The organism is Faucicola mancuniensis, assembly GCF_046523945.1.
Taxonomy (GTDB): Bacteria; Pseudomonadota; Gammaproteobacteria; order Pseudomonadales; family Moraxellaceae; genus Faucicola; species Faucicola mancuniensis.
The window spans coordinates 1,579,290-1,601,504 of the sequence record NZ_CP171363.1 but is presented as its reverse complement, the minus strand read 5'-3'; the positions used below and the strand labels follow the sequence as shown (position 1 = coordinate 1,601,504).

The window sequence follows — 22,215 nt, the reverse complement described above, 5'->3', positions numbered from 1 at the left end:
TTGCTGTTTTTGATTTTCTTACTCAAAATCGCTTATTGCTAAACTTGGGACTATAATAGGTAATTTTTTTGCGTAACAATACGATGTTTTTGTGAATTGGGTAAGTTTCGCACACACATTTGGTAATCATTTGTAATTTTTATCATTGTCATGTAAAAAATCAATCATTTACGTTATGCGTGCTTATCTTTTGTAACATTATGTGTCATACTTTTTGTAAAAATTCATTGCTTTTTTGCCAAAATTGCCACATCATACGTTTTTAAATTTATTCATTTAACAATCTGCACAAAAAATTGTAAAAATATGCCAAAATCTCACTTAAAACCTTTAACCGTTACACAGCTAAAACGCTACACCGACCCAAAAACCCTACCAAAAAACAGCCAACTTATCAAAAATATTGACACAAGTAAAATCGGTCAAGAACGTGCCTGCCGTGCGATTGCAACAGCGTTGGACATTCGTGCCAATGGCTATCATATTTTTGCGTCTGGTGAAAATGGTTTGGGCAAACGAACGCTTGTTACCAAACTTTTGTCCGATTATGCCAAAACTCGCCCTTTGCCAAAAGATTGGGTTTATGTACATAATTTTACGGACGCTCGTTCACCGATTGCGTTGCAGTTGCCGACTGGTATGGCAACCATTTTTGCTGATGATGTCAAAAATTTGTGGGAAAAGTCAAAACGTCTGCTCAATCAACGCTTTCGTAGTGAACATTATCAATCCAAAGTAGAAGCCATCAAAAACCAAACCAGTTTGCAAGAAGAACAGGCATATTTGGCATTGAATGAAGAAGGCAAGCAGTTTTCGCTGATGTTAAGTGTCCGCCCTTTTGACAACAAGCCTGTATTTGTCAATACCCTTGATGATGAAGAAGTTTTGCAAAAAACCGCCAAAAAATCGGCAAAAAACCAAAAAGAGACAACAAATCCCCTATTTGAACAGTCTTGGCAAAAAAATCATATGCAAAAACGCCTAAGTCTTTTGACTATTGCATTAGAAAAAATTGAACATGAAGCCAACAACAAACTGCAAGCCTTGCACCACGCTTTGGCAAAACGAGCGTTACAGCCGTTATTTGACAGTTTATTTGAAAAATATCACGATTTGCCAAAAGTGATTGATTATTTAAAACAAGTTTATGACGACATGGTCGGTCATGTGGAACGCATTGTCAATGAAGATGATGAAGAGTTTTTGCCCAGTCATTTTTCGTCCGTGCCTGCCCGTTACTTTGTCAATGTGATTGCCAGTCATGACCCCAATCAGCACGCTCCGATTGTATTTGAAGAGTTGCCAACGCATTTAAATCTGCTCGGTCATGTGGAGCAAATTACCCATATGGGAACGGTTTCCACTGATGTGAGTTTGATTCGTGCAGGGTCGTTGCACCGAGCCAATGGCGGTTATTTGATACTAGAAGCCAACAGTCTTTTAGAATATCCGTATGCGTGGCAAGGACTAAAACGTGCGTTGCAAAGTCGTCAAATCAAGATGTCAAGCCTTGAGCAAATGCTGACTTTGACAGGCAGTATCAGCCTTGAGCCACAGCCGATTGAGCTTGATGTTAAGGTGATTTTGTTGGGTGAGCCTGATTTGTATTATGATTTGTTGGATTTTGAGCCAGAGTTTAATGCGGTGTTCAAAATCCGAGCCGATTTTCATGATACCATCGCTCGCATGCCTGAAAATGAACAGTTGATGGTTGCCAAAATTGCCGATATGATTAAAAAATATCAACTTTTGCCTTTTGACAATACCGCTTTGGCAAGTTTGTTGGATTATTTAAGCGAACAAGCCGAAGACCAAACTGAGCTAAGTTTGCATAGCGACCGTTTGGGGCAATTGTTGCTAGAAGCGAACCGTTATGCCGTGATGAATACTGTAAAAACTGTGAACCAAAGCCACGTGTTACAAGCGATTGGCGATATTCAGTATCGTTCGGGTTATCTGCGACAGTTGTTTTGGCAAGAACTTGAAAAAGGACAACAACTGATTAGCACGCAAGGCGAAGCGGTGGGACAGATTAACGCTTTGACGGTGATAAGTTATGCCGATAGTGAATTTGGTATGCCTGCTCGCCTGACAGCAAGCGTGCATTATAGTGCGGGCAATGCCGATATTTTGGACATTGAGCGAGATGTGGATTTGGGCGGTTCTATTCATGCCAAAGGCGTGCTGATTATGAGTAGCTATCTTAAAGCCTTGTTTGCTGATGATTATCCGCTTAATTTTACCGCTTCTCTCGCCTTTGAACAAAGTTATGGCGGTATTGATGGCGACAGTGCCACCGTTGCCGAAACTTGTGCGTTGCTCTCTGCATTGGCTCAAGTGCCGATTTGCCAAAATTTGGCAGTAACAGGCTCAATGAATCAGTTTGGACAAGTGCAAGCGGTGGGCGGTGTCAATGCCAAAATCGCAGGTTTTTTTGATGCGTGTGTGGAAAAAGGTTTGACAGGTAATCAAGGCGTAATTATCCCAAAAGCCAACTTAAATCAACTCATGCTCCGCCAAGATATCATTGAAAAAGTCAAAAATGGCGAATTTCACATTTTTGCAGTGGAACACGTCAATGAAGCCTTGTCGTTACTGACAAATGCCGACATTGACAGCACCACCAAAAAAGGCAAGTACAAAAAAGGCACATTATACCAAAAAATTCATACTCGCCTTGCTGAATGGGAAGAAAAAATGGCGGAAAAAGCTTAAAAACAAAAAAAACGGCTTATCAAAAGTAAGCCGTTTTTTTAAAACTTATAAAATTACGCTTTTTTACCTAGCCATTTTTCTTCAATTTTTGCCATTTCGCCGTTATTTTTGATGGTTTCAATGCCTTTATTCACGCTATTTATCAACGCTTGATTGCCTTTTTTCATCAAAATAATCTGTTGGGCTGATGGCTCGTTGGCATCTTCATAAGGGACGATGGTAACTTTTTGGTTTGGGTGCTGTTTTGCGGTATAACGCAAAAACGGCTCATCTTGCACCACAGCGTCTTCATGCCCTTGAACCAAGCCTTTAAATGCCAAAAACGTTGTGGTATAGCCTTTTATTTGCGTTGCACCCACATTTTTGGCTTGGGTCAATTGTTTTGAATCGGTCATGCCTGCAATGCGTAAATCTTTAATATCCGCCAAGCCTTTCATATTTGCCACGCCTTGTTTGACCATGATTGCCGATGGGTTAAAAAAGTAACTGTTTGACAAGCCATAAATTTGTGCACGCTCATCGGTATACGAAATCCCAGACGATGCCATGTCATACTGACCGCTATTGACCGTATCAAACATACCTTGCCAAGGGTGGGTATAAAATTCCACCTTAAAGCCGCCCGCCTCGCCAATCGCACGCACCGCATCAATATCCAACCCCATCAACTCACCCTTTTCATTGATAAATGAAAACGGTGCCATTGACCCTGTGGTAATCACTTTATAAGTCGGTGCGGTATCTGGTAACTTACTGACAAAATTCCCTGCAACTTTGACACCACCTTTTGACGGTGTATCAGTTGTCGTTGTGCTTTGGGTTGTGGCTTGGGTTTCGGCTGACTGATTGCTTGTGGTGTCGCTACATGCTATCAAAAACACAGGCAAAAACGTACCAATCAACAATGATTGATAAAAAACTTTCATCATTCCTCCTTTGTAAAAAAAATTATACACTGATAAAAATTTTGTTATATTATCCAATAAAAAAATTTAAAAATCAACCCAAATCTATGATTATAATAAATTTTTTTATAATTGATATCTATCTTTTATACTCATAAATCCATCAATATTCGCCAAAAATTTGCCAAATTGATTAGCTATTTTGAACAATATTCATAAATTTTTGTTATGATTTAACATTTATTTTAAAGTTAAAATGCAGTATGACTAAAACCCATTTTTTTAACAAACAGCCAACTGACGGCTTTTAAACAATAACCACCAACAATTATCCAATAAAAAAAGTGTCGCAAAATAAACGACACTTTTTTGATAATTTTTTAAAAAAATTTAAAAATAATGATGTTAAATCAATGCTTTAACGATGTGCATTTACCATCAGCACCACAGATTACTCCAATACTTTTTTGTGGTGCAGATGCTGTCGCCGTTGGCTGATAGTTGCTAATATTAACAACATTGCCATTAACACTGCTACTAATGGGCGTAACAGGGCGAAAAGTGGACGATGTGTTTGACGCTTGTAACACCATTTTTAAGCCGTCATACAAGTCATTGCCCGCTCGTTCGTAGCCTGATTTGCTAAAATGTACGCCATCTTTTGCCCCCAAGCCTTCAGCAATCCACGATTTCATAGAACATTCGCCACCCATCGCATCTTGCCAACTCCAATACAGCGTGCCGTTTTGTTGGGCGATTTGGCGAAGTTGATATTGTACGGTGTCAAGGCTGGTCGCTCGTGTGCCACAGCTACCGCTTGTGTTTTTTAGGCTTTCTGGTGCATTGACAATCAAAATACTGGCATTTGGCAAGCCTTGTTTGATTTGGGCGATGGCTTGATTGACTTGTGCCATTTGTCCGCTTACGTCCGATTGAAAGGCTTCATTTGTGCCATACGCCAAAATCACCAAATTCGCCCCAGAATAATTCAACGTTTGTGGGATTTTTTGCCAACGTTGCCAGTAGCTTTGCGTTGCACCGTTAATACCCATCGCAGACACTCGCCCACCCTGTCCACGACCGAGCCAAAAACCGCCCATCGCCATGTTACTATCTACATTAAAACGTGCAGGAAAATTAATCGTGGTATCCACCGTTTGCCAGCCGTTTTGATTGAGTGTTAATTGGCGAGAGCCGTTAATATCGCTGACATTGACCTTTTGCCCTGCATTACCACGCACCACGACTTTGGCGTTTTGGCGGTCGCCGTTGTAATATTGACTGGTCAAATTTAATGTGCTAAAACTGCTATTTGGCACAGCCGTGATACCGCCTAACACATAATCGCCTGATGTATCGCTTTTGCTGTTAAAGGTGCTAAAACCATCCGCTTGATAGCCGTGGCGTGCGGTGCGTTGGGCTTTGACATTAATCGGATAGGCAAAACCGACACCACCATCACCGACATCTGCTTGTAGGCGTTTACGCAGTTGGTCGGTGAAATAGTCGCCTGCGGTATGCGAGTCGCCAATTTGCAAAATATGTACATTTTTGTTGGCAAAGGCTTGTTGTAATGGGGCGAGATTTGTACCAAAATTTTCTACAGGGGCAGAAAATGCCGTTTGACAAACTGCCAATGACAATAAACTGGCAGTGGTTAAAATTTTTTTCATGTGAATACCCTTGTTAATTTTTTTATATTTTAACAAATGATTGTTAAGTTATTATAACGATTTGTAATTTGTTTAAGAAATTTTAAAATACGATAAGACTTGTTTTGCTACCAATTTTTGCCCATCTGGGGTAAAGTGAATGCCGTCTGCGGTACGCACTTTGACGATTTTACCATTTAATTTCATGCTGTCTGCAAAGTTGCCATTCGGCGATAGTATGCCTTTGCTGTCAATCACCACGCCTTGCTCTGGGCGGATTGCTTCGTGAATAATGCGAGATAGTTCCGCCATGCCGTCATTGAGCTTGGGTTTTTTCATGTTTGGTGGCGTTACCCATAAGACTTGCACATTGTTTTTGGCGGTGGTGGTCAAAATGCGTTGAATATGCCCTGTATAGACTTCTTGCCAACGGGGTGTGCCAAATTTGACAACTTTGGCACGGTTATCAGGGTCTGGCACATCCCACGCATCGTTCGGCCCTAAAAACACCACCATCACGCCGATATCGGGGTTATTTGCCAACGTTTTTTCAATATTGGCGGACCAATCAAAAAATTTGCTATAACTTAGACCTGTACTTTGTTTGCTCAAATCAATGCTTTTGATTTGATAATCATTTTGCAATTCACGCATGACCCAAGGGGCAACGCCCTGCATCAGCGAATCTCCGACAAAAAACACTTTTTGGTCATTGCCAAGATAGACCATTTTTTCCAGTTGTTTTTTGGCGTGGGCTTGTTGTTGGGCTTCTAGTAGCTGTTGTTGGCGTTTGATTTTTTGGGCTTGAATGTGTGCTAGACGCTGTTTTTCTAAGCGTTCTTGTTCTTTTAAAAAGTCATGATAAGCGATTTGGTTGGCATAATGGTTGACATCGGTGTTAAAATGGGCAATATTATCAAACATTTTTTCACTGTTAAAATAATTGGCAATCGCATTGCCTTGTTGCCAATTTGGCATATGATTTGCCAAAAAATCCCATGCTTTGACATTTTGGTAGCTTTGCTGCCAGTATTGGCTTAGGGCATCTTGTTTTACCCAACTGACTAGCACAAAGGACATGATAACGACAAAGCCAATTTTCCATGATGTGAAATTTTGTTCGGTATTATGAATTTGGGTATCTTGCATTTTTGATTCCTTTTAAAAATTGGCATAAATAAAGTTTGGCAAACCTTCTGGTGCAAGGCTAAAAATCACCAAAACATACAAGGCTAACAAAATCGGTAGCGTCCAAAATGGCAATTTTGCCAACATATTTGACAAATTTTGTCGGCTATTTATCAATAATGGGTACAATAACCACGACAGCGACATCAGCCACAACGTCGGCACAACCGACAAACTAAACACCATGTTTTTGTAATTTAATAATGCTGATAGCACATCTGTCGCTTGCTCAAGGGTGGTGCTGTGAAAAAACACCCAACCAAATGCCACATAATGAAAGGTCAAAAAGATTGCCAACGGTTTGCACGCTTGGGTGAGTTTGCCACGCCAGCCGAGACGTTTCATCACGTTCAAAAACACCAACGCCACGCCATGAATCGCACCCCAAATCAAAAAATTCCAGCCTGCACCATGCCAAATCCCTGATAGCACAAACGCCATCATCAAATTAAACTGCACTCGCCAAAAACTGCCACGATTGCCCCCAAGCGGAATATACACATAATCTCTAATCCACGTGGACAACGTCATGTGCCATCTTGCCCAAAAGTCTTGAATATCGGTTGCCAAATACGGCATATTAAAATTTTCTGGCAAACGAAAACCCAGTAGCAAGGCAACCGCAATCGCCAAATCGGTATAACCTGAAAAATCAAAAAATAACTGCAACGAATAGGCATAAATCGCCGTCAACACCTCAAGCCCATTAAACTGCATAGGGTTGGCAAATACAGGCGACACCCACAGCGTCTCAAGCCAACCTGCCAACACGATTTTTTTAAACATCGCAAAAATGATTAACGTGATTGCCAAATATGGCAATAATACTTTGCGGGTTGGTTTTTGGTGCGAGGATTCAGAAGTTGTCAATAACCATTGACTTTTGGCATCGCTGGCACGAAAAATCGGACCTGCGGTAATCGTTGGCACAAAAGACAAAAATCCCAATAAAATCGCCGATGGCAACGGCGTGATTTTATTTTTATAAACATCAACCACATAGCTAATCGCCTGAAACGTATAAAACGAAATGCCAAGTGGCATAACGATGTCCAGCGGATTAAGATTATTGTCCTGCAACAGCGTGTCATTCAGCTGTGCGATACCAAAATTGGCATATTTAAAAAAGCACAAATGTAACAACAATAACGAAATACTCACCCACAAAACTATCTTTTTATTGTTAAATTTGCCAAATGCGATAATGGATAATTGACTCACCAGCCAAACAAAGCCGATACTCGCCACAAATTGCCATTGCCATGTCAATAAAAACAGCAAGCCTGCAATCAATAATAAATAGTTTTGGATTTTAACCCAGCGATAACACGCCCAATACAACAAAAAAAATAGCACAAATCCCAGTGCAAATTCGTATGACAAAATAACCATAACAATCCTAACTTTTACCCAATCGCCTAATAACCAAATTTTTTTTCAATCTTTTTTAAATTTACTCTGTTAGTCGCACTCCCTCTTGCGCTAACAATCGCTTTTTAATAGCCACACCGCCTGTATACCCACCCATACCGCCGTTACTGGCAATGACCCGATGACACGGCACAATCAGGCTAATCGGATTACGCCCATTGGCATTGGCGACCGCACGGTAAGCGGTCGGCTGTCCGATATTTTTGGCAAGTTCGGCATAGCTAATCGTTTTACCATACGGAATTTGTAATAATTGTTGCCAAACTTTTTGTTGAAATTCTGTACCTGATGATAAATCTAGCGGTATACCAAAAACTTGGCGTTTGCCTTGAAAATATTCGTCTAGTTGTTTTTTTGTTTCAAATAAAACAATGCAGTTTTGTTGATAAATTTGATTTTTTTGGGCTAAATCTTTTGGCAATTTTTCTACAAATTCGGATTGTTGGGTGAGTTTATTTAACAGTTTTTCGGTTTTTTGGGTAAACCAATCCAAGGCAATCAGCTTGCCGTTATGAGCGACAAGCGTGATTTTTGGTAAGTCTTTGGATAATTGGTAAGTAGTTGTGAGCATTTTTTTCAATTTTATAAATTTTAAAGTTTTTCAATTTTTTGCAACCATTCATTGCTAGTATGAAGTATCAAATGTTCAGCAATATTTGGCAAAATTTTTAAATCATTAACAGCAATTTTGATAAATTTATCAGGATTATTTTGTATATTAGTTAATGATTTTATTAAGCCACTTTTTACAATTTTTTGGCTATAAATTTCATCACTTACTTGCCAAGCACGTTCTGGCACATCACCCCAATTTTGATACATCATTAACAAATCAAAAATATCTTTATAAGGATAATCATAATAACGGTCAGCATTTGCCAACAATTTTGTGATAAAACAGCTTGTTTTGTCTAATATTGGCACAGATAAATCCAAACTTTTGTCCGCTTGTAACTGATAATCAGCACACGCCACAAATTCTAACTTGATAATCGTGTTATCAATTTGAATAAAACAGCGTACCGCATCTCTATCAATACGAATTTCTCGTGGATGATCAAATTCTTGCGTCACCAAATTTCCCAAAGATTTTTGACTTGCTTGGCTACGCACAGCTTTATAAGATTGGCTATCTGAACACAAAAAATTAATATCCACCGATTCACGAAATTCGTCCAATTCTAGTGCAATACGAGTGCCACCGCCAAACAAAATATTGTTTTTTTGCAAATAATCGCTGTTAAAATTTTGCAAGGCTTGCCAAACGATTTTATGATGATTGCGTTGAAAATTTGTATTTATTTTATCCATTCACTAAAAACAATCCTTTGCCAAACTTCACAATCAATTCATCAATTAACTCTTGCTCTTTTTGGCTTAATTTATCTTTTTGCACAAATTGCCAACGCTTTTCATAAATATTAAAAACAATTTGTTTATCAATATCCACAGCTTGCGAGTCCCATAACAGGCTGTCTAACTGCGGATATTCAAAGCGATTGACAGACTGTAATTGCATGATTAACACTCAAAAATTCATACCAAAAAATTACTCATCTTTTTCAAACAACGCTTTGACAAAATCCTCCGATTTAAACGGACGCAAATCATCAATTTTTTCACCCACACCGATAAAACGAATTGGAATATCGGTATTTTCGGCAATGTTAAACACCACGCCACCTTTTGCCGTACCGTCTAGCTTGGTAATGGTTACGCCTGTTAAAGGCACAGCTTCGTTAAAGATTTCCACTTGATTAATCGCATTTTGTCCTGTACCTGCGTCTAGCACTATCATGGCTTCATGCGGTGCGGTTGGGTCGGCTTTTTGCATAACACGGATGACTTTTTTCAGTTCTTCCATAAGATTAGTTTTGTTTTGCAAACGCCCTGCGGTATCAGCAATTAGCACGTCAATATTTTTGGCTTTTGCCGATTGCATCGCATCAAAAATCACAGACGCACTGTCCGAACCATGCCCTTGAGCGACCACAGGAATGTTGTTGCGTTCGCCCCAGACTTGTAGCTGTTCGGTCGCTGCTGCACGGAAAGTATCGCCAGCTGCTAACATGACTGTTTTGCCTTCAGCTTGTAAGCGTTTGGCAAGTTTGCCGATTGTGGTGGTTTTGCCAACGCCATTCACGCCCACCATCAAAATCACAAACGGTTTTTTGCTTGTGTCTATACCAAGCGGTTTAACTTTTGGTTCAAGAATATCGTTCAACTCTTTTTGCAAGGCTTTGTATAACGAATGTGAATAAATCAAATCGCCACGAGCAGTCGCTTCGGTTAAGTTTTTGATAATGCGATTGGTCGCATTCACGCCAATGTCAGCGACAAGCAGCTGGTCTTCCACTTCTTCAAGCAGTTCATCATCAATTTCTTTACCACCGATTAAAATATTGGTTAAACCGTCTGTTAGGTTTTTGCTACTTTTGGCAAGCCCTTGTTTCATACGGCTAAACCAACCGCCTTTTTGTTCAGCTTGTTCGGTTTGTTCAGATGATTGCACATTTTGGTCTGTCATATTCATTCCTAATTTAATTTTTTAAAATTTTACTGCGTAATGTTATGCATACAGGTTCTTATATCACTTAACAATTATTCTAGCCAAAAATCATAGACAAATTCTTTTGCCACTTGTTCTAAGGCTTGTTTGAGCGAATGTCCTGATTTATCTTTACAGCGTGATAAAATTAACTCAAGATACTCTTTGCGTTTGTCATAAAGCATTTCATCATAGCCAAAACAACGGTCTTTATTGGTTTTAATTTGGTCAAAATAAAAAGTAAATTCATCTTGATAACGCCCAAATACATCAAACTCCACGGGCTGACGTTCATAAGCTCCTGTATCGTTTGGCACAGCCATATCCAGCACGGTAAAAACTATGTGAAATTCTGCCGTATCGTCAATATATTTGATATTGGCGTGTTTTTCTTCGCTTAATTTGACATCTTTTATCAAAAAAGAATCCACAAAATATTGCTTGATACGTTGTAATACCAGCTGTGGCAAAGTATCTAAATCCACAGGCGTTTTATCATCAAGCAACATGGTTTCATCACTGTTTAAACCTTGAAAAATGGAACTGATATCACCGACAATAAAATTCACCAATTTGAGTGAATAACGTTGTTGATAATGGGCAATCGCCTTATCCATTTTTTCATATGCAACTGATAAACTCAACAAATGACGATAATTTTCCAAATTCGTTTCATACATTTCATAGCTAAACGCTAAATTACTGACACGCATATCACGACTGTCAACACTTGTCAGTCCCAACTCATCTCGCCACAGCAAATTTGCCAAACTCTCTGTAACGGATATTTGTTCAATAACGCCCAACTCCTTGATTAATATATATAAATTTTTCATATGAATGTTTGTGTACCCAAAGATGTTTGTTAATATTTATTATAAAAATATTTATATTTTACATGGTAAATAATGATTTGTCATATAAAAAACCGTTTTTTACGTAAAAATTTTTATCCAATCAAAAAAAATACTAGGTTTATTTGTCAATATCCGTTATCATAAGTTTTTATCATTCATTCAAGTCAAAACTTATGTTCACTTTTTTGCAAAACCATCAAAAAAAATCTTTAAAAAACAGTTTATTAAGTCTTAGCCTTTTGGCAATTTTGACAGGTTGTAGCACGCTATCAACCACAAACGCCTTGCCAAAAACAAGCGAAAGCAACAAAACCACAACCAACGCTAAAGACTTACGCCACGAGTTTGTGTTAGACAACGGTTTAAAGGTGATTATCAAAGAAGACCACCGTTCGCCTGTGGTAATTAGCCAAGTTTGGTACAATGTCGGCTCAAATGATGAGCCTGAACATTTGGGCGGTATGTCGCATTTGCTGGAACATATGATGTTTAAAGGCACAAACAAGGTATCATCGGCTGACTTTGAGCGATTGATTGCCAAATTTGGCGGTTCAAACAATGCCTTTACCAGTTATGATTATACCGCTTATTATGAAGTTTTTCCTGCCAATCGGTTAAATTTGGCTTTAGAATTAGAAGCCGACCGTATGAAAAATTTACAATTAAATCAAGCAGATTTTGACAGCGAACGCCAAGTTGTCATGGAAGAACGCCGACAACGCACTGATGATGACCCCAACGCCCAAGCCTTTGAGCAATTTTTAAAAATGGCATACCCAACCAGCCCAAAAGGTGAATCGGTGATTGGCCCTATGTCCGAAATCAACGCCATTCAATTAAACGATTTAAAACACTGGTATCAAACTTGGTACACGCCAAATAACGCCACCGTGGTGATTGTGGGCGATGTTGAGCCGACACAAGCCTTACAAACGGTCAAAAAATATTTTGCCGATATACCAAGCCAGCCTTTGCCAAGCCGAACCAACGTCCGTGAGCAAGGTTTTCGTGGTTATAGCGAAAAAACCGCCCATTTGCCTGTCAAAGTCCCCATGCTGATGATGGCGTACAATTTGCCGACTTTGACAACCACAGATGACAAAAAATCGGTGTTTGCGTTGTCTTTGTTAAGCGATATTTTGGACGGTGGTATGTCCGCTCGCCTTGAAAAACGCCTTGTCAGAGAGCGACAGATTTTAGCCTCGGTTGGCAGTGGTTACAGTGCGTTTAGCCGTGGCGATGGGCTGTTGATGATAGAGGCAACGCCCAGAGATGGCGTGAGTTTGGAGCAAGCCAAACAAGCGATTTTAAACGAAATTGAAAACCTAAAAACCGAAAAAATCCAAGACAGCGAACTCAAACGTGCCAAAACCAACACCATGACATCGCTCATTTATAGCCAAGACAGCTTAAGCGGTCAAGCCCAAATGATTGGTAGTTTAAACAGTATCGGTTTGGACGACCGTATGATTTATGAATTACCGACAACTTTTGACAAAATTAACGAAAAACAACTCAAAAAAGTTGCCAAAAAATACCTTGTCAAAGACAATTTAACCGTATTAAAAGTCATTGGCGATAAAAAAGAATAAAAGAGAAACATATGAAATTTTTAAAACACCCATCAAAAACCGCATTAACCACCGCCCTATTAAGCGGTTTGTTATGCAGTCAAACCAGTTTTGCGGTAACTGAAACGCACCAATCTGACGATATCAACATCAATGAAATCAAGGTGTTAAATCAATTAGACAGTCTAAAAAATGAACAACCACTACAGATGACTTTGCCAAACATTGAACATTTTCACACCGAAACAGGCACGCCTGTGGCATTTGTACAAACGCCAAATTTGCCAATGGTGGATATCAGCGTGTATTTTAACGCAGGCTCGGCTCGTGATGAAGCCGTGAAGCCCAACGCTTTTGGCACGGCAAGCCTTGTCGCCAGCATGCTTGAAAAAGGCACAACCAGTAAAAACGAAGACGAAATTGCCGAAATAAGCGAACAATTGGGCGTTAATTTGTCTGCAAATGCTTATAAAGATATGTTTATCGTCAGTTTACGCAGTCTATCCGCCAGCGACAGCCTAGACCCTGCGGTGGATTTGATGGCGGACGTGATTGGCAAGCCTAGTTTTCCTGCAAACAGTTTGGCTCGCACCAAAGCCCAATATATGTTGGCAATTGAAAAAGGCAAAGAAGACCCAAATACCATCGCTAATTTAGCATTTGACAAAGAATTGTACGGCAATCACCCTTACGCTCACCCAACGATTGGCACACAGCAAAGTATTCCTGATATTCAAGCCCAAGATTTACAACAATTTCATCAACAATTTTTGGTCGCAAACAACGCCAATATCGCTATCACAGGCGATATCAGCCTTGAAAAAGCCCAACAAATTAGCAACCGTTTGACCGCCCAAATGCCGATTGGCAAAAAAGCTGACAACTTGCCTGATGCAACACCGCTTAAGCAGGGCAAAAGGGTGCATATTCCTTTTAACAGTACGCAAACCAGCATTATCATGGGACAGCTTGGCTCAAAACGTGGTGTTGATGAAAACACCTTGCAACAACAAATGAATTTTGCGATTGCTGATGAAGTGGTTGGTGGGGGCAATTTTCAAGCAAGATTGATGGACGAAATTCGCAAAAAACGGGGCTTGACTTATGGTATTTATAGCGGTATGACCCCAATGCTCAGCCAAGGTAGCTATCAAATCAGCTTTTCAACTCGCAATGACAAAGCCCAAGAAGGCATTGATGAAACCCTAAAAATCATCAACAACACCGCCAAAAACGGTATTTATCAACAAGAGTTGGATTTAACCAAAGACAATTTGTTAAACAGTTTTCCACTGAGTTTTGCTAGCAATGCGTCTATTAATAGCACGATTGGCATGATGGGTTTTTATGGTTTGCCTGACGATTATTTAAACAATTATACCCAACGTATTAACAATGCTACTTTAAATACAGTTAATCAAAGCTACAAAATGGTTAATACCGATAAATTTTTGATTGTTACTGTGGGCAATCTAGACAAAGTGTCAAACGTCAAACCAAAATAGTTTTTTAATCATCTTTTGTTGGGTTTTTACTAACGACCACATCATACACAAAGTTTTGCGGATTGTAACGTGTGCCGTTGTATTTTACTCGCAAAGTATAGCGGTCAAAGGTGTTAGCGGTAAATACGCCATTGTTAAAATCAAACCAAACAGGCGACACCAGCTCGGCTTTGACATCGTCCGTTACTCTAACTTTTAGACGGTCGCCTGCGTCCAAAAAGACAAAATATTCGCATTGACTTTGTGGCATTTTTTCATTTTGACGACTGATAGATTGGCTAACAAATTGAAAATCCAACAATTTTGGACAAACATCATTTTTGCTAGAAGCAACCCGAGCCATGCTGGTTGTTACCATAGTGGCAAAGGCTTGTGCTTGTTCGTCTTTTTGTTTGGCATATTGGGCTTGATTAAATGCCAGTGGATTGGTTGCGACCACACTTGCAACCGTGCTTTGATTGTGCGGTAATTCGTTTGGCAATGTGCTGGGTATGCGTTGCGTGGTTGATGTTGTTTGTTTATTTTCGGATTTTTGTTGGTTTTTTGGCTCATTATCACAAGCAACCAACAACATTGCCAAACTGACAATGCCTATTTTATAAAAATACGTGTATTTTTTTTGTTGAGCTGTTTGATGAGGCATGATTTCACTATCGGTTATCAAAAGGCAAATTTTACCGAAAAAAAATTTGTTTGCCAATAGATTTTGTGTGCTTTGTATTCATTTTATTTTCCGTTGTTTTGCTAAATTGCGTCTTTTTTTAGCTTTTAGCCAATTTATACTATCAAATTTTGGCAAACAAAGCTAAACTAAGCAGCTTTTTCCATTTTTTGTAATCAATTATTATGTCAAAAAATATCGGTCAATTTCGTTTTTCTCGCCAGTCCAATCATTTTGGTACAGACAGTCAGTCTGGCTTTTGGCAAAAGGTTCATTTAGACCCTTGGCTGTTAATGTTGTTATTTACCACCGCTTTGTCTGGGCTTGCGATTTTGTACAGTGCTTCGGCTCAAGATATGACAATGTTGTTACGCCAGACCTTGAGTTTTGCCATTGCGTTTACTGTGATGATTGTCATGGCTCAAATTCCGCCGAATATTTATCGCAGTTTTACCCCATTTTTTTATATTGGCGGTATTTTTTTGTTGATTTTGGTAGAAATCATTGGCGAAATTCGGCTAGGGGCTCAGCGTTGGATTAAAATTCCGGGCTTTGGCAGTGTACAACCGTCCGAATTTATGAAATTGGGTATGCCCATGCTCACCGCTTGGTTTTTATCACGGCGAGAATTACCGCCAAAATTGCCCACAGTGCTGATTACTTTGGTGTTAATTTTGATTCCTGTGCTACTCATTGCCAAACAACCCGACTTAGGCACGTCATTACTTGTCGCATCTAGCGGTCTGTTTGTGTTATTTTTATCAGGGTTGCCTTGGTGGATGATTGGCACAGCCATTGCGATTTTTATTCCTTTTGTGTTGGTATCTTGGGAATATCTGTTGCACGATTACCAAAAACGCCGTGTCATGACTTTGTTAAACCCAGAAGCAGACGCATTGGGCGATGGCTGGAATATCATGCAATCAAAAACCGCTATCGGCTCAGGTGGTTTGACAGGCAAAGGCTATTTAGAAGGCACGCAGTCGCATTTGCACTTTTTACCAGAAGGGCATACGGACTTTATCATCGCCGCTTTTTCCGAAGAATTTGGCTTGATTGGCGTGGGTTTGCTGATGTTTTTATATCTATGTATTTTGGTGCGTGTGCTGTATTTATCTTACATTAACACCACTGTTTATAACCGTCTGTTATGCGGTGCGATTGCCTTGTCATTTTTTGTCTATGTGTTTGTTAATGCGGGCATGGTTTCTGGCATTTTACCTGTGGTCGGCGTGCCATTACCTTTTATCAGTTATGGTGGCACAGCATTGATTACCTTAATGGCAGGATTTGGCTTGGTGATGTCTATCGCCTCGCATAACCAAAAGTAAAATACAAAATAAATTGTATAAAAAAAACATCATAAACAAACATTATTTTGGTAAAAATTGGACAATAGACAGTTATTTTGTTATGATAATAGGCGTAAAAGTAGGCAATAAAAAATGACAATTTTATGTCAAAGTACCAAAATAAACACCATTGATAACTTTTTATCAACCATCTATCAAAATAACAGATGATTTTTGGCTTAATATTGCGTATCGTATGCCATCAACACCATAATAAGATTATGGTTTAATGATAAAAATAGATTAAAAATACATCAATTAACGCAAACATTTTGCGTTTAAAAATATTTAAGAGGTGCTTATGTTCAAGCGTCAAACTCGTCATGTAGCTATGTTTCTTTGTCTTTGCTCAGCCCTAGCCGTTAGCACCACTAACCAAGCGGCTGATAGCAAAGCCAATGACAATTTAGACCACGTTTTAAGCGAATTGTCACGCCAGCATAACAACGCTTCAGACCTAGTCAAATCCGCTCGTGAACCTGCTAGTATCAATACTTCTCTTGCCTTAAACAGTCAAATTTTAGCCAACGAAAAAAAATCCCAATCAAATGATAAAGACGTACTAGAACGTCTATCTGCCGTTGCCTCAACCACAGTTACCAAATTTAGCCAAACAGGTGTCGCATCGTGGTATGGTCGTCAGTTTCATGGCAAAAAAACCGCCAGTGGCGATATTTTTGACCAAAATGCTTTAACCGCCGCTCACCGCTCATTGCCGATGAACTGCTATATCAAAGTAACCAACAAATCTAACGGCAAAAGCGTGGTGGTCAAAGTCAATGACCGTGGTCCTTTTTCTAGCAACCGTGTGGTAGATTTATCCTATGCCGCTGCTAAACAAATCGGTATTGTGAACACAGGCACAGGTAACGTTGTCATTGAGCGAGTTGCCAATCCAAATTAACCCAACATTTCTTATCGCACAAAAAAAGCATGAAAATTCATACTTTTTTTATTTATGCTTTTTTTATCATTTTTTCCAAACCCATTTTGACAATTTGCCAAAAAAATCCCAAAATACAGCCCACTGTAATCACCACCATGATAGGCAAAAGCCCATTAAAAATAATGGCTGTGTCTTTTAACAAAATACCATAAGCCACTGAAATACTCGCAGGGGCGATTTCTGGCACAGGACCTAATGACGTGGTCGGCGTTAATAAAATCGCACACAAAATAATCCAGCTTAATCCGCCCAACGTTCTTGGAAAAATCCGTGCGACCAATATCCAGAGCAATAAAACAATCGCCGAAAAACTTAGATATGCAATGGTTGGCAGTTGTTCAGCAGGAATACCTTTGACCAGTTGCGTCCACCATACGATAATCTCGCCAAGTATTTCGCCAAGTTGGTCTAGTGAGATGGGTAGTGCCATGGGTCGCCTTTTAAATGATTACAAAAAATAGCCTATTTTACCATAAATTTGGCTTATTGCCATTTATTTTGTTGTGCTTCTGCTAGATTCATTTGGGCTTGTCGCAGCAGCACATCTTCAGGTGGCATTTGTACAAAATAACCTTGTTCGGCAAGTTTTGCCAACACATCATCTTTATTGACACGAGCCAACTTTGGCGTGGTCGCTAAGTCTAGGTGCATAACAAAAGTTTCACGCCCGATAGCTTTGCGAAAATCTTTTGGCAAAACAGCAAGCCAATCTTTGATTTCATCAGTATCATTAGGATAGTTTGGGCGGGCAATATAAACATACAAATCATCTTTTTTGCTAAATTTATAAACATCACAATGCATAATTTTCTCTTGTTTTATCAAAATTTTAAAGCGTGTATTTTAGCAAAAAATTCATAAGGAAACATCAAAAAAAATACCACGCAACTGGTGGTATTTTTTTTGATTTCCGGTTTAGATTTTTGTTCTTATGCCATATTGTCTTTATGTAAACGGGCATTTAAGTCATCAATCACTTCAATCCAACCTGCATCTTTACGATATTCATCTTTTAAAAATTTGCGTTGGTTGTCAGTCCAAAACGGTGCATCTACCAATTTGGTGCTTTCGTTGAGTTGATTATCAACCACAAACTGTTGAATTGCTTCATCTGTACTGTCCAGTCCTAATTGTGCGAATAGGTCGTTTAGGGTATATTGAATTTCGCCTAACATCGTTGTTCTCCATTGCATGGATTGAGATTTTATTTTAACAAAATCTTGGCATTACAATAGATAAACTGTGTAACCGTTCATATCAGTTATGTAAAAAACCCTTTTGCCGAAACAAAAGGGTTTTGATAATGTTCGACATTTACAAACATTAGTTTGGCAATAGGTGGCTTACCGCATCACGCTCTTCTGCCAATTCAGTTTCGGTCGCTTTCATTTTCTCTTGTGAGAAAGCTGATGAAACATCTAAGCCTTCAACGATTTTCCAATCGCCATTTGCACAAGTACATGGGAATGAGTAAATTAAGCCTTTTTGGATACCATATTCGCCATTTGAGTAAACGCCCATTGATACCCAATCATTTTCGTCTGTGCCTAACGCCCATGAACGAATGTGAGCAATCGCAGCGTTAGCAGCTGAAGCGGCTGATGACGCACCACGTGCTTTGATGATGGCTGCACCACGTTGTTGTACATTAGGGATATAAGTGCCTTCGTACCAATCACGTTGTACTTGTTCTAGGGCTGGTTTGCCTTTTACGGTTGTGAAAGTCAAATCTGGGTATTGGGTAGATGAGTGGTTACCCCAGATAATCATTTTTTTGATGTCGTTTACGGTGGTTTCGGTTTCTTCTGCCAATTGAGCCATACCACGGTTATGGTCTAGGCGAGTCATCGCTGTGAAGTTGCGTGGGTCTAGGTCTGGGGCATTGCGTTGTGCAATCAAAGCATTGGTGTTCGCTGGATTACCAACTACCAATACTTTCACGTTTTTGCTGGCGTTGTCATTTAATGCTTTGCCTTGAGCAGAGAAAATCGCGGCATTGGCTTCTAGCAGGTCTTTACGCTCCATGCCAGGTCCACGTGGACGAGCACCGACTAACAACGCATAATCAGCGTCTTTGAATGCAACATTTGCGTCATCAGTTTGTACCACGCCTGCCAATAATGGGAATGCACAGTCTTCAAGCTCCATTACCACGCCTTTTAGGGCTTCTAGTGCTGGGGTGATTTCAAGAAGTTGCAAAATAACAGGTTGGTCTTTGCCAAGCATGTCGCCTGATGCGATACGAAATAGTAGTGAGTAGCTGATTTGACCTGCGGCACCTGTAACGGCAACACGGACTGGTTGTTTTAATGCTGACATAAAAAACTCCTAGTTTGAAGTAATAAACTTTTGTCTAAAGTTGAAAGATTTGTCAAAATAATAATTTGGTTAAAAAAATGATTTTGACAAGGTGGGGATAAAATTTTGCGTAAAAGTTTAGCACTTATTGACATGAAAATAAAGTGATTTTGTAATGAAAATAAGTGCCAAGTGTTTTGCTAACTTTTTATGAGTTATTTTGAATAAATCGTTCCCATTCGTTGGCTGATGGATTGTTGTTCGCCAAGCAATACGCCATAGTTGGCGGTGTTTTCCATGACTGCTTTGACATAGCCACGAGTTTCTGGATAAGGAATGGACTCAACGTATTGGTCGGCAGGCAATGAGCCAAAGTCAGGTTGCCAACGGCGAGCCTTACTTGCCCCTGCATTATAGCCTGCGGTGGCAAGAGCTGGGTTACTACTTAGTTGTCCAAAAATATCGCTAAGATAAAACGTACCATAACGAATGTTGGTATCGCCATGCGTGATGTTGCTTGCGTTGTAGGGTTCACCCAGTTTGCGAGCGACTTCTTTGGCGGTATTGGGCATAACTTGCATTAATCCCCCTGCCCCAACGCCTGATTTGGCACTGGCTTGAAAACGGCTTTCTTGGCGGATAATGCCGTACACCCACGCAGGGTCAATGCCAAAACGCTGACTATAGCTGACGATGGCAGATTGATAAGGCATGGGATACGCCAAAGCGACATTTGGCAAACTGCGAGTGGTTTCAATCGCAAAAATCGCTCTGTCATGCCAGCCCATGTCGTTGGCACGTTGTGCGCCTGCCAAAATCATGGCGTTGTCACCACGTTCGCTGGCTTTTCTGACCGCCCAGTTCCATTCACGGTTGGCATACGCTCGGTCGGCTGACATATTATACAAGCTAAAGGCACGGCTAAAATGTGGGTCTTGTGCAAGGCGGTTGTAGTCGCTGTTGGTCGGTTGTTTGGCAGTTGGCATTTGGTTAAAACGTTGTCCCAACTGGTCTTTTGACAACAGCCCATAATAATCATTTTTTTGTGATAAATTTGTAAACATTTGACGAGCCTGTTGTTTTTGTTGGGCGTTGCCTGCATGGTTATAGGCTTTTGCTAACCAATATTGCCAAATGGGTTCTTGTTGGGTTTTGTAGTCCATCGCCCCAATCGCATTTGCCAAATCTGCCCAACGGCTAAAGCGAATACTGGCTTGGGCGTAATCTTCGGCTTCTTCAAAATTAAACGGTTCGCCAAGGCTATTTTTGAACCAATCCACCGCTTCCACATTAAAACCGATATCGGTATTGACATTCATACGAGCCACGCCAAGCGTACGATAGGCATGGCGTTTTGTGCGTTCGTCAAAAAACTGCGGACTACGCTGTAAATCGTACTGCAACTGCATACCTGCTTCATTGACCGATTTGTCCGTCATTCTGGCTAAAGCGACCAGATACAGCAGACGATTGGCAGGCGTTGGCGACAAACTGCCGATATTTGCCAAAAATGCGTTGGGATTATTGCCCACATTTGCCAATTGCATATAATCCAACGCCACACCCAAACGGCTTGCCAACGGCACAATCTCGCTGTTATTGCCTATGCGAATCATGCGATACAGTCGCTGACTGCGGTCATCGTTGCTAATCATCACATTATTATTCATTTCGCTTGCCAATCTTAGGCACAATTCTGGCTGTTTTTTGGTAGTATCTAGCCAAACTTTGTTTTTTTCCACAAAGGCACGCATACTGTCGCCACCTTGACTAAAGCCCAACGCAATGGCACACGCTTCGCTGGCATCGGCATTGGTAATATAATTTGCCACCGCACGCACAGACGCATAATCGCCTTGACGGGCTTTTTCCTCGGCATAATCGGCGACCAGTTTTTCCGCCATCACCGAGCCTTGATAACGATTGACAAAATTAATAATGGTATTGGGCTGTTGGCTGGATAAATATTGATTGAGTTGCCAATATTCTGGATACATCTCAAGGTTTGAGCCTGCCATTTGTTGTTGATATTGGTACATATAGCCACCGCTACGGCTCGCACGCTCAGCATCGTTAAAATACATATCGCCTTTGGCATTCCAGTTGTTAGCAGGGTTTGGATTGGCACACGCCGATTGGGTAAAAGTTGCCAACACGGACAACGACAAAATAGATAGACTGACTTTTTTTGACATATTCATATATTTTCCAACGTGGTTTTAAAAAATGTTATCAAATGTTTTGACAAAATGGCTAAAAATGGGTAACAGATTATACAACGCCTTTGTCAAAAAAACTTGCTAAATTCTTAAAAAATTGTTTAAAATTGTTTAAAATTGTTTAAAATTGTTTAAAATTGTTTAAAATTGTTTAAAATTGTTTAAAATTGTTTAAAATTGTTTAAAATTGTTGCGAATTATCAATTAAAATTTTATCAAAATATAGTGAATTAAAATAGAATTAAGACAAAGTTTCCGTTCGTGGTGAGCTTGTCGAACCTGAGAAGCACTGCTTCGCAAGACGTAGCAAAGCGAAGTGGAAATCGACCCTTCGACAAGCTCAGGGCGAACGGTTTCCTATTTCTAA

The 22,215-nt window shown here is 40.0% G+C and carries 19 protein-coding genes and 1 pseudogene; 5 read left to right on the top strand and 15 right to left on the bottom strand.

All coding sequences use genetic code 11. The features are described from left to right. Window positions 1-306: 306 nt before the first annotated feature. Window positions 307-2,715, top strand: a complete 2,409-nt coding sequence (locus ACGTJS_RS07860; RefSeq protein ID WP_410471670.1) for an AAA family ATPase — start codon at window positions 307-309, stop codon at window positions 2,713-2,715. A 53-nt stretch (window positions 2,716-2,768) separates the two neighbouring features. Here ACGTJS_RS07860 and ACGTJS_RS07855 read toward each other — a convergent pair whose 3' ends face one another. The 9 genes from ACGTJS_RS07855 to ACGTJS_RS07815 form a co-directional block, all read right to left on the bottom strand. After that, complete coding sequence (locus ACGTJS_RS07855; RefSeq protein WP_410471669.1) at window positions 2,769-3,641, bottom strand: substrate-binding periplasmic protein; 873 nt, start codon at window positions 3,639-3,641, stop codon at window positions 2,769-2,771. Between the two features lie 389 nt (window positions 3,642-4,030). After that, entirely contained in the window at window positions 4,031-5,293 is a 1,263-nt protein-coding gene (locus ACGTJS_RS07850) for a GDSL-type esterase/lipase family protein (protein WP_410471668.1), read from the bottom strand. A 72-nt stretch (window positions 5,294-5,365) separates the two neighbouring features. Then, window positions 5,366-6,421, bottom strand: a complete 1,056-nt coding sequence (locus ACGTJS_RS07845) for a DUF459 domain-containing protein (RefSeq protein WP_410471667.1) — start codon at window positions 6,419-6,421, stop codon at window positions 5,366-5,368. Window positions 6,422-6,433: 12 nt separating this feature from the next. Next, window positions 6,434-7,852 carry an MBOAT family O-acyltransferase gene (locus tag ACGTJS_RS07840; protein ID WP_410471666.1) on the bottom strand — a complete coding sequence of 473 codons (1,419 nt, stop codon included), beginning with the start codon at window positions 7,850-7,852 and terminating at the stop codon, window positions 6,434-6,436. A gap of 61 nt (window positions 7,853-7,913) precedes the next feature. Further along, the gene (locus ACGTJS_RS07835; RefSeq protein ID WP_410471665.1) at window positions 7,914-8,462 is read right to left on the bottom strand and encodes a methylated-DNA--[protein]-cysteine S-methyltransferase; all 549 of its coding nucleotides are present in this window, start codon (window positions 8,460-8,462) and stop codon (window positions 7,914-7,916) included. A gap of 20 nt (window positions 8,463-8,482) precedes the next feature. Further along, the gene (locus tag ACGTJS_RS07830; RefSeq protein ID WP_315042109.1) at window positions 8,483-9,202 is read right to left on the bottom strand and encodes a nucleotidyl transferase AbiEii/AbiGii toxin family protein; all 720 of its coding nucleotides are present in this window, start codon (window positions 9,200-9,202) and stop codon (window positions 8,483-8,485) included. Beyond that, a complete protein-coding gene (locus ACGTJS_RS07825; RefSeq protein WP_410471664.1) occupies window positions 9,195-9,410 on the bottom strand; it encodes a hypothetical protein in 216 nt (71 codons plus the stop codon). The genes ACGTJS_RS07830 and ACGTJS_RS07825 overlap by 8 nt, the downstream gene beginning before the upstream one ends. A gap of 30 nt (window positions 9,411-9,440) precedes the next feature. Beyond that, a complete protein-coding gene (gene ftsY / locus ACGTJS_RS07820) occupies window positions 9,441-10,418 on the bottom strand; it encodes a signal recognition particle-docking protein FtsY (RefSeq protein WP_315042113.1) in 978 nt (325 codons plus the stop codon). 74 nt (window positions 10,419-10,492) lie between these two features. Further along, on the bottom strand, window positions 10,493-11,275 hold the full coding sequence (locus tag ACGTJS_RS07815) for a hypothetical protein (protein WP_315042115.1): 783 nt from the start codon (window positions 11,273-11,275) through the stop codon (window positions 10,493-10,495). A 194-nt stretch (window positions 11,276-11,469) separates the two neighbouring features. On the opposite strand from ACGTJS_RS07815, the gene ACGTJS_RS07810 reads away from it, so the two are divergent. Together ACGTJS_RS07810 and ACGTJS_RS07805 are read left to right on the top strand one after the other, a co-directional pair. Further along, window positions 11,470-12,888: a M16 family metallopeptidase gene (locus tag ACGTJS_RS07810; RefSeq protein ID WP_410471663.1), complete on the top strand. Its 1,419-nt coding sequence runs from the start codon at window positions 11,470-11,472 to the stop codon at window positions 12,886-12,888. A gap of 11 nt (window positions 12,889-12,899) precedes the next feature. Then, on the top strand, window positions 12,900-14,372 hold the full coding sequence (locus ACGTJS_RS07805) for a M16 family metallopeptidase (RefSeq protein WP_410471662.1): 1,473 nt from the start codon (window positions 12,900-12,902) through the stop codon (window positions 14,370-14,372). A 4-nt stretch (window positions 14,373-14,376) separates the two neighbouring features. Here the strand turns inward: ACGTJS_RS07805 and ACGTJS_RS07800 are convergent, their stop codons facing one another. Continuing rightward, complete coding sequence (locus tag ACGTJS_RS07800) at window positions 14,377-15,015, bottom strand: hypothetical protein (protein ID WP_410471661.1); 639 nt, start codon at window positions 15,013-15,015, stop codon at window positions 14,377-14,379. 203 nt (window positions 15,016-15,218) lie between these two features. Between ACGTJS_RS07800 and rodA the strand changes: the two genes are divergently transcribed. Next, on the top strand, window positions 15,219-16,364 hold the full coding sequence (gene rodA, locus ACGTJS_RS07795) for a rod shape-determining protein RodA (RefSeq protein WP_410471660.1): 1,146 nt from the start codon (window positions 15,219-15,221) through the stop codon (window positions 16,362-16,364). Between the two features lie 580 nt (window positions 16,365-16,944). Continuing rightward, a pseudogene (locus ACGTJS_RS07790) lies at window positions 16,945-17,289 on the top strand (septal ring lytic transglycosylase RlpA family protein); the annotation flags it as partial. A gap of 52 nt (window positions 17,290-17,341) precedes the next feature. Here ACGTJS_RS07790 and ACGTJS_RS07785 read toward each other — a convergent pair. The 5 genes from ACGTJS_RS07785 to ACGTJS_RS07765 form a co-directional block, all read right to left on the bottom strand. Then, window positions 17,342-17,761, bottom strand: coding sequence for a resolvase (locus ACGTJS_RS07785; protein WP_315042126.1), 420 nt, complete (start codon window positions 17,759-17,761; stop codon window positions 17,342-17,344). Window positions 17,762-17,814: 53 nt separating this feature from the next. Next, window positions 17,815-18,135 carry a YcgL domain-containing protein gene (locus tag ACGTJS_RS07780; RefSeq protein ID WP_410471659.1) on the bottom strand — a complete coding sequence of 107 codons (321 nt, stop codon included), beginning with the start codon at window positions 18,133-18,135 and terminating at the stop codon, window positions 17,815-17,817. A gap of 125 nt (window positions 18,136-18,260) precedes the next feature. Continuing rightward, window positions 18,261-18,506, bottom strand: a complete 246-nt coding sequence (locus ACGTJS_RS07775; RefSeq protein ID WP_410471658.1) for a DUF2789 family protein — start codon at window positions 18,504-18,506, stop codon at window positions 18,261-18,263. Between the two features lie 148 nt (window positions 18,507-18,654). Further along, window positions 18,655-19,650, bottom strand: coding sequence for a malate dehydrogenase (locus ACGTJS_RS07770; protein WP_410471657.1), 996 nt, complete (start codon window positions 19,648-19,650; stop codon window positions 18,655-18,657). 194 nt (window positions 19,651-19,844) lie between these two features. Continuing rightward, window positions 19,845-21,830 carry a transglycosylase SLT domain-containing protein gene (locus tag ACGTJS_RS07765; protein ID WP_410471656.1) on the bottom strand — a complete coding sequence of 662 codons (1,986 nt, stop codon included), beginning with the start codon at window positions 21,828-21,830 and terminating at the stop codon, window positions 19,845-19,847. Window positions 21,831-22,215: the final 385 nt, after the last annotated feature.

Bases quoted from the DNA above. Each gene is read 5' to 3' on its own strand.
- rodA (WP_410471660.1), top strand. From the start codon at position 15,219: ATGTCAAAAAATATCGGTCAATTTCGTTTTTCTCGCCAGTCCAATCAT.
- ACGTJS_RS07840 (WP_410471666.1), bottom strand. From the start codon at position 7,852: ATGGTTATTTTGTCATACGAATTTGCACTGGGATTTGTGCTATTTTTT.
- ftsY (WP_315042113.1), bottom strand. From the start codon at position 10,418: ATGACAGACCAAAATGTGCAATCATCTGAACAAACCGAACAAGCTGAA.
- ACGTJS_RS07855 (WP_410471669.1), bottom strand. From the start codon at position 3,641: ATGAAAGTTTTTTATCAATCATTGTTGATTGGTACGTTTTTGCCTGTG.
- ACGTJS_RS07860 (WP_410471670.1), top strand. From the start codon at position 307: ATGCCAAAATCTCACTTAAAACCTTTAACCGTTACACAGCTAAAACGC.
- ACGTJS_RS07780 (WP_410471659.1), bottom strand. From the start codon at position 18,135: ATGCATTGTGATGTTTATAAATTTAGCAAAAAAGATGATTTGTATGTT.
- ACGTJS_RS07785 (WP_315042126.1), bottom strand. From the start codon at position 17,761: ATGGCACTACCCATCTCACTAGACCAACTTGGCGAAATACTTGGCGAG.
- ACGTJS_RS07765 (WP_410471656.1), bottom strand. From the start codon at position 21,830: ATGAATATGTCAAAAAAAGTCAGTCTATCTATTTTGTCGTTGTCCGTG.
- ACGTJS_RS07830 (WP_315042109.1), bottom strand. From the start codon at position 9,202: ATGGATAAAATAAATACAAATTTTCAACGCAATCATCATAAAATCGTT.
- ACGTJS_RS07815 (WP_315042115.1), bottom strand. From the start codon at position 11,275: ATGAAAAATTTATATATATTAATCAAGGAGTTGGGCGTTATTGAACAA.
- ACGTJS_RS07775 (WP_410471658.1), bottom strand. From the start codon at position 18,506: ATGTTAGGCGAAATTCAATATACCCTAAACGACCTATTCGCACAATTA.
- ACGTJS_RS07850 (WP_410471668.1), bottom strand. From the start codon at position 5,293: ATGAAAAAAATTTTAACCACTGCCAGTTTATTGTCATTGGCAGTTTGT.
- ACGTJS_RS07835 (WP_410471665.1), bottom strand. From the start codon at position 8,462: ATGCTCACAACTACTTACCAATTATCCAAAGACTTACCAAAAATCACG.
- ACGTJS_RS07810 (WP_410471663.1), top strand. From the start codon at position 11,470: ATGTTCACTTTTTTGCAAAACCATCAAAAAAAATCTTTAAAAAACAGT.
- ACGTJS_RS07770 (WP_410471657.1), bottom strand. From the start codon at position 19,650: ATGTCAGCATTAAAACAACCAGTCCGTGTTGCCGTTACAGGTGCCGCA.
- ACGTJS_RS07845 (WP_410471667.1), bottom strand. From the start codon at position 6,421: ATGCAAGATACCCAAATTCATAATACCGAACAAAATTTCACATCATGG.
- ACGTJS_RS07800 (WP_410471661.1), bottom strand. From the start codon at position 15,015: ATGCCTCATCAAACAGCTCAACAAAAAAAATACACGTATTTTTATAAA.
- ACGTJS_RS07825 (WP_410471664.1), bottom strand. From the start codon at position 9,410: ATGCAATTACAGTCTGTCAATCGCTTTGAATATCCGCAGTTAGACAGC.
- ACGTJS_RS07805 (WP_410471662.1), top strand. From the start codon at position 12,900: ATGAAATTTTTAAAACACCCATCAAAAACCGCATTAACCACCGCCCTA.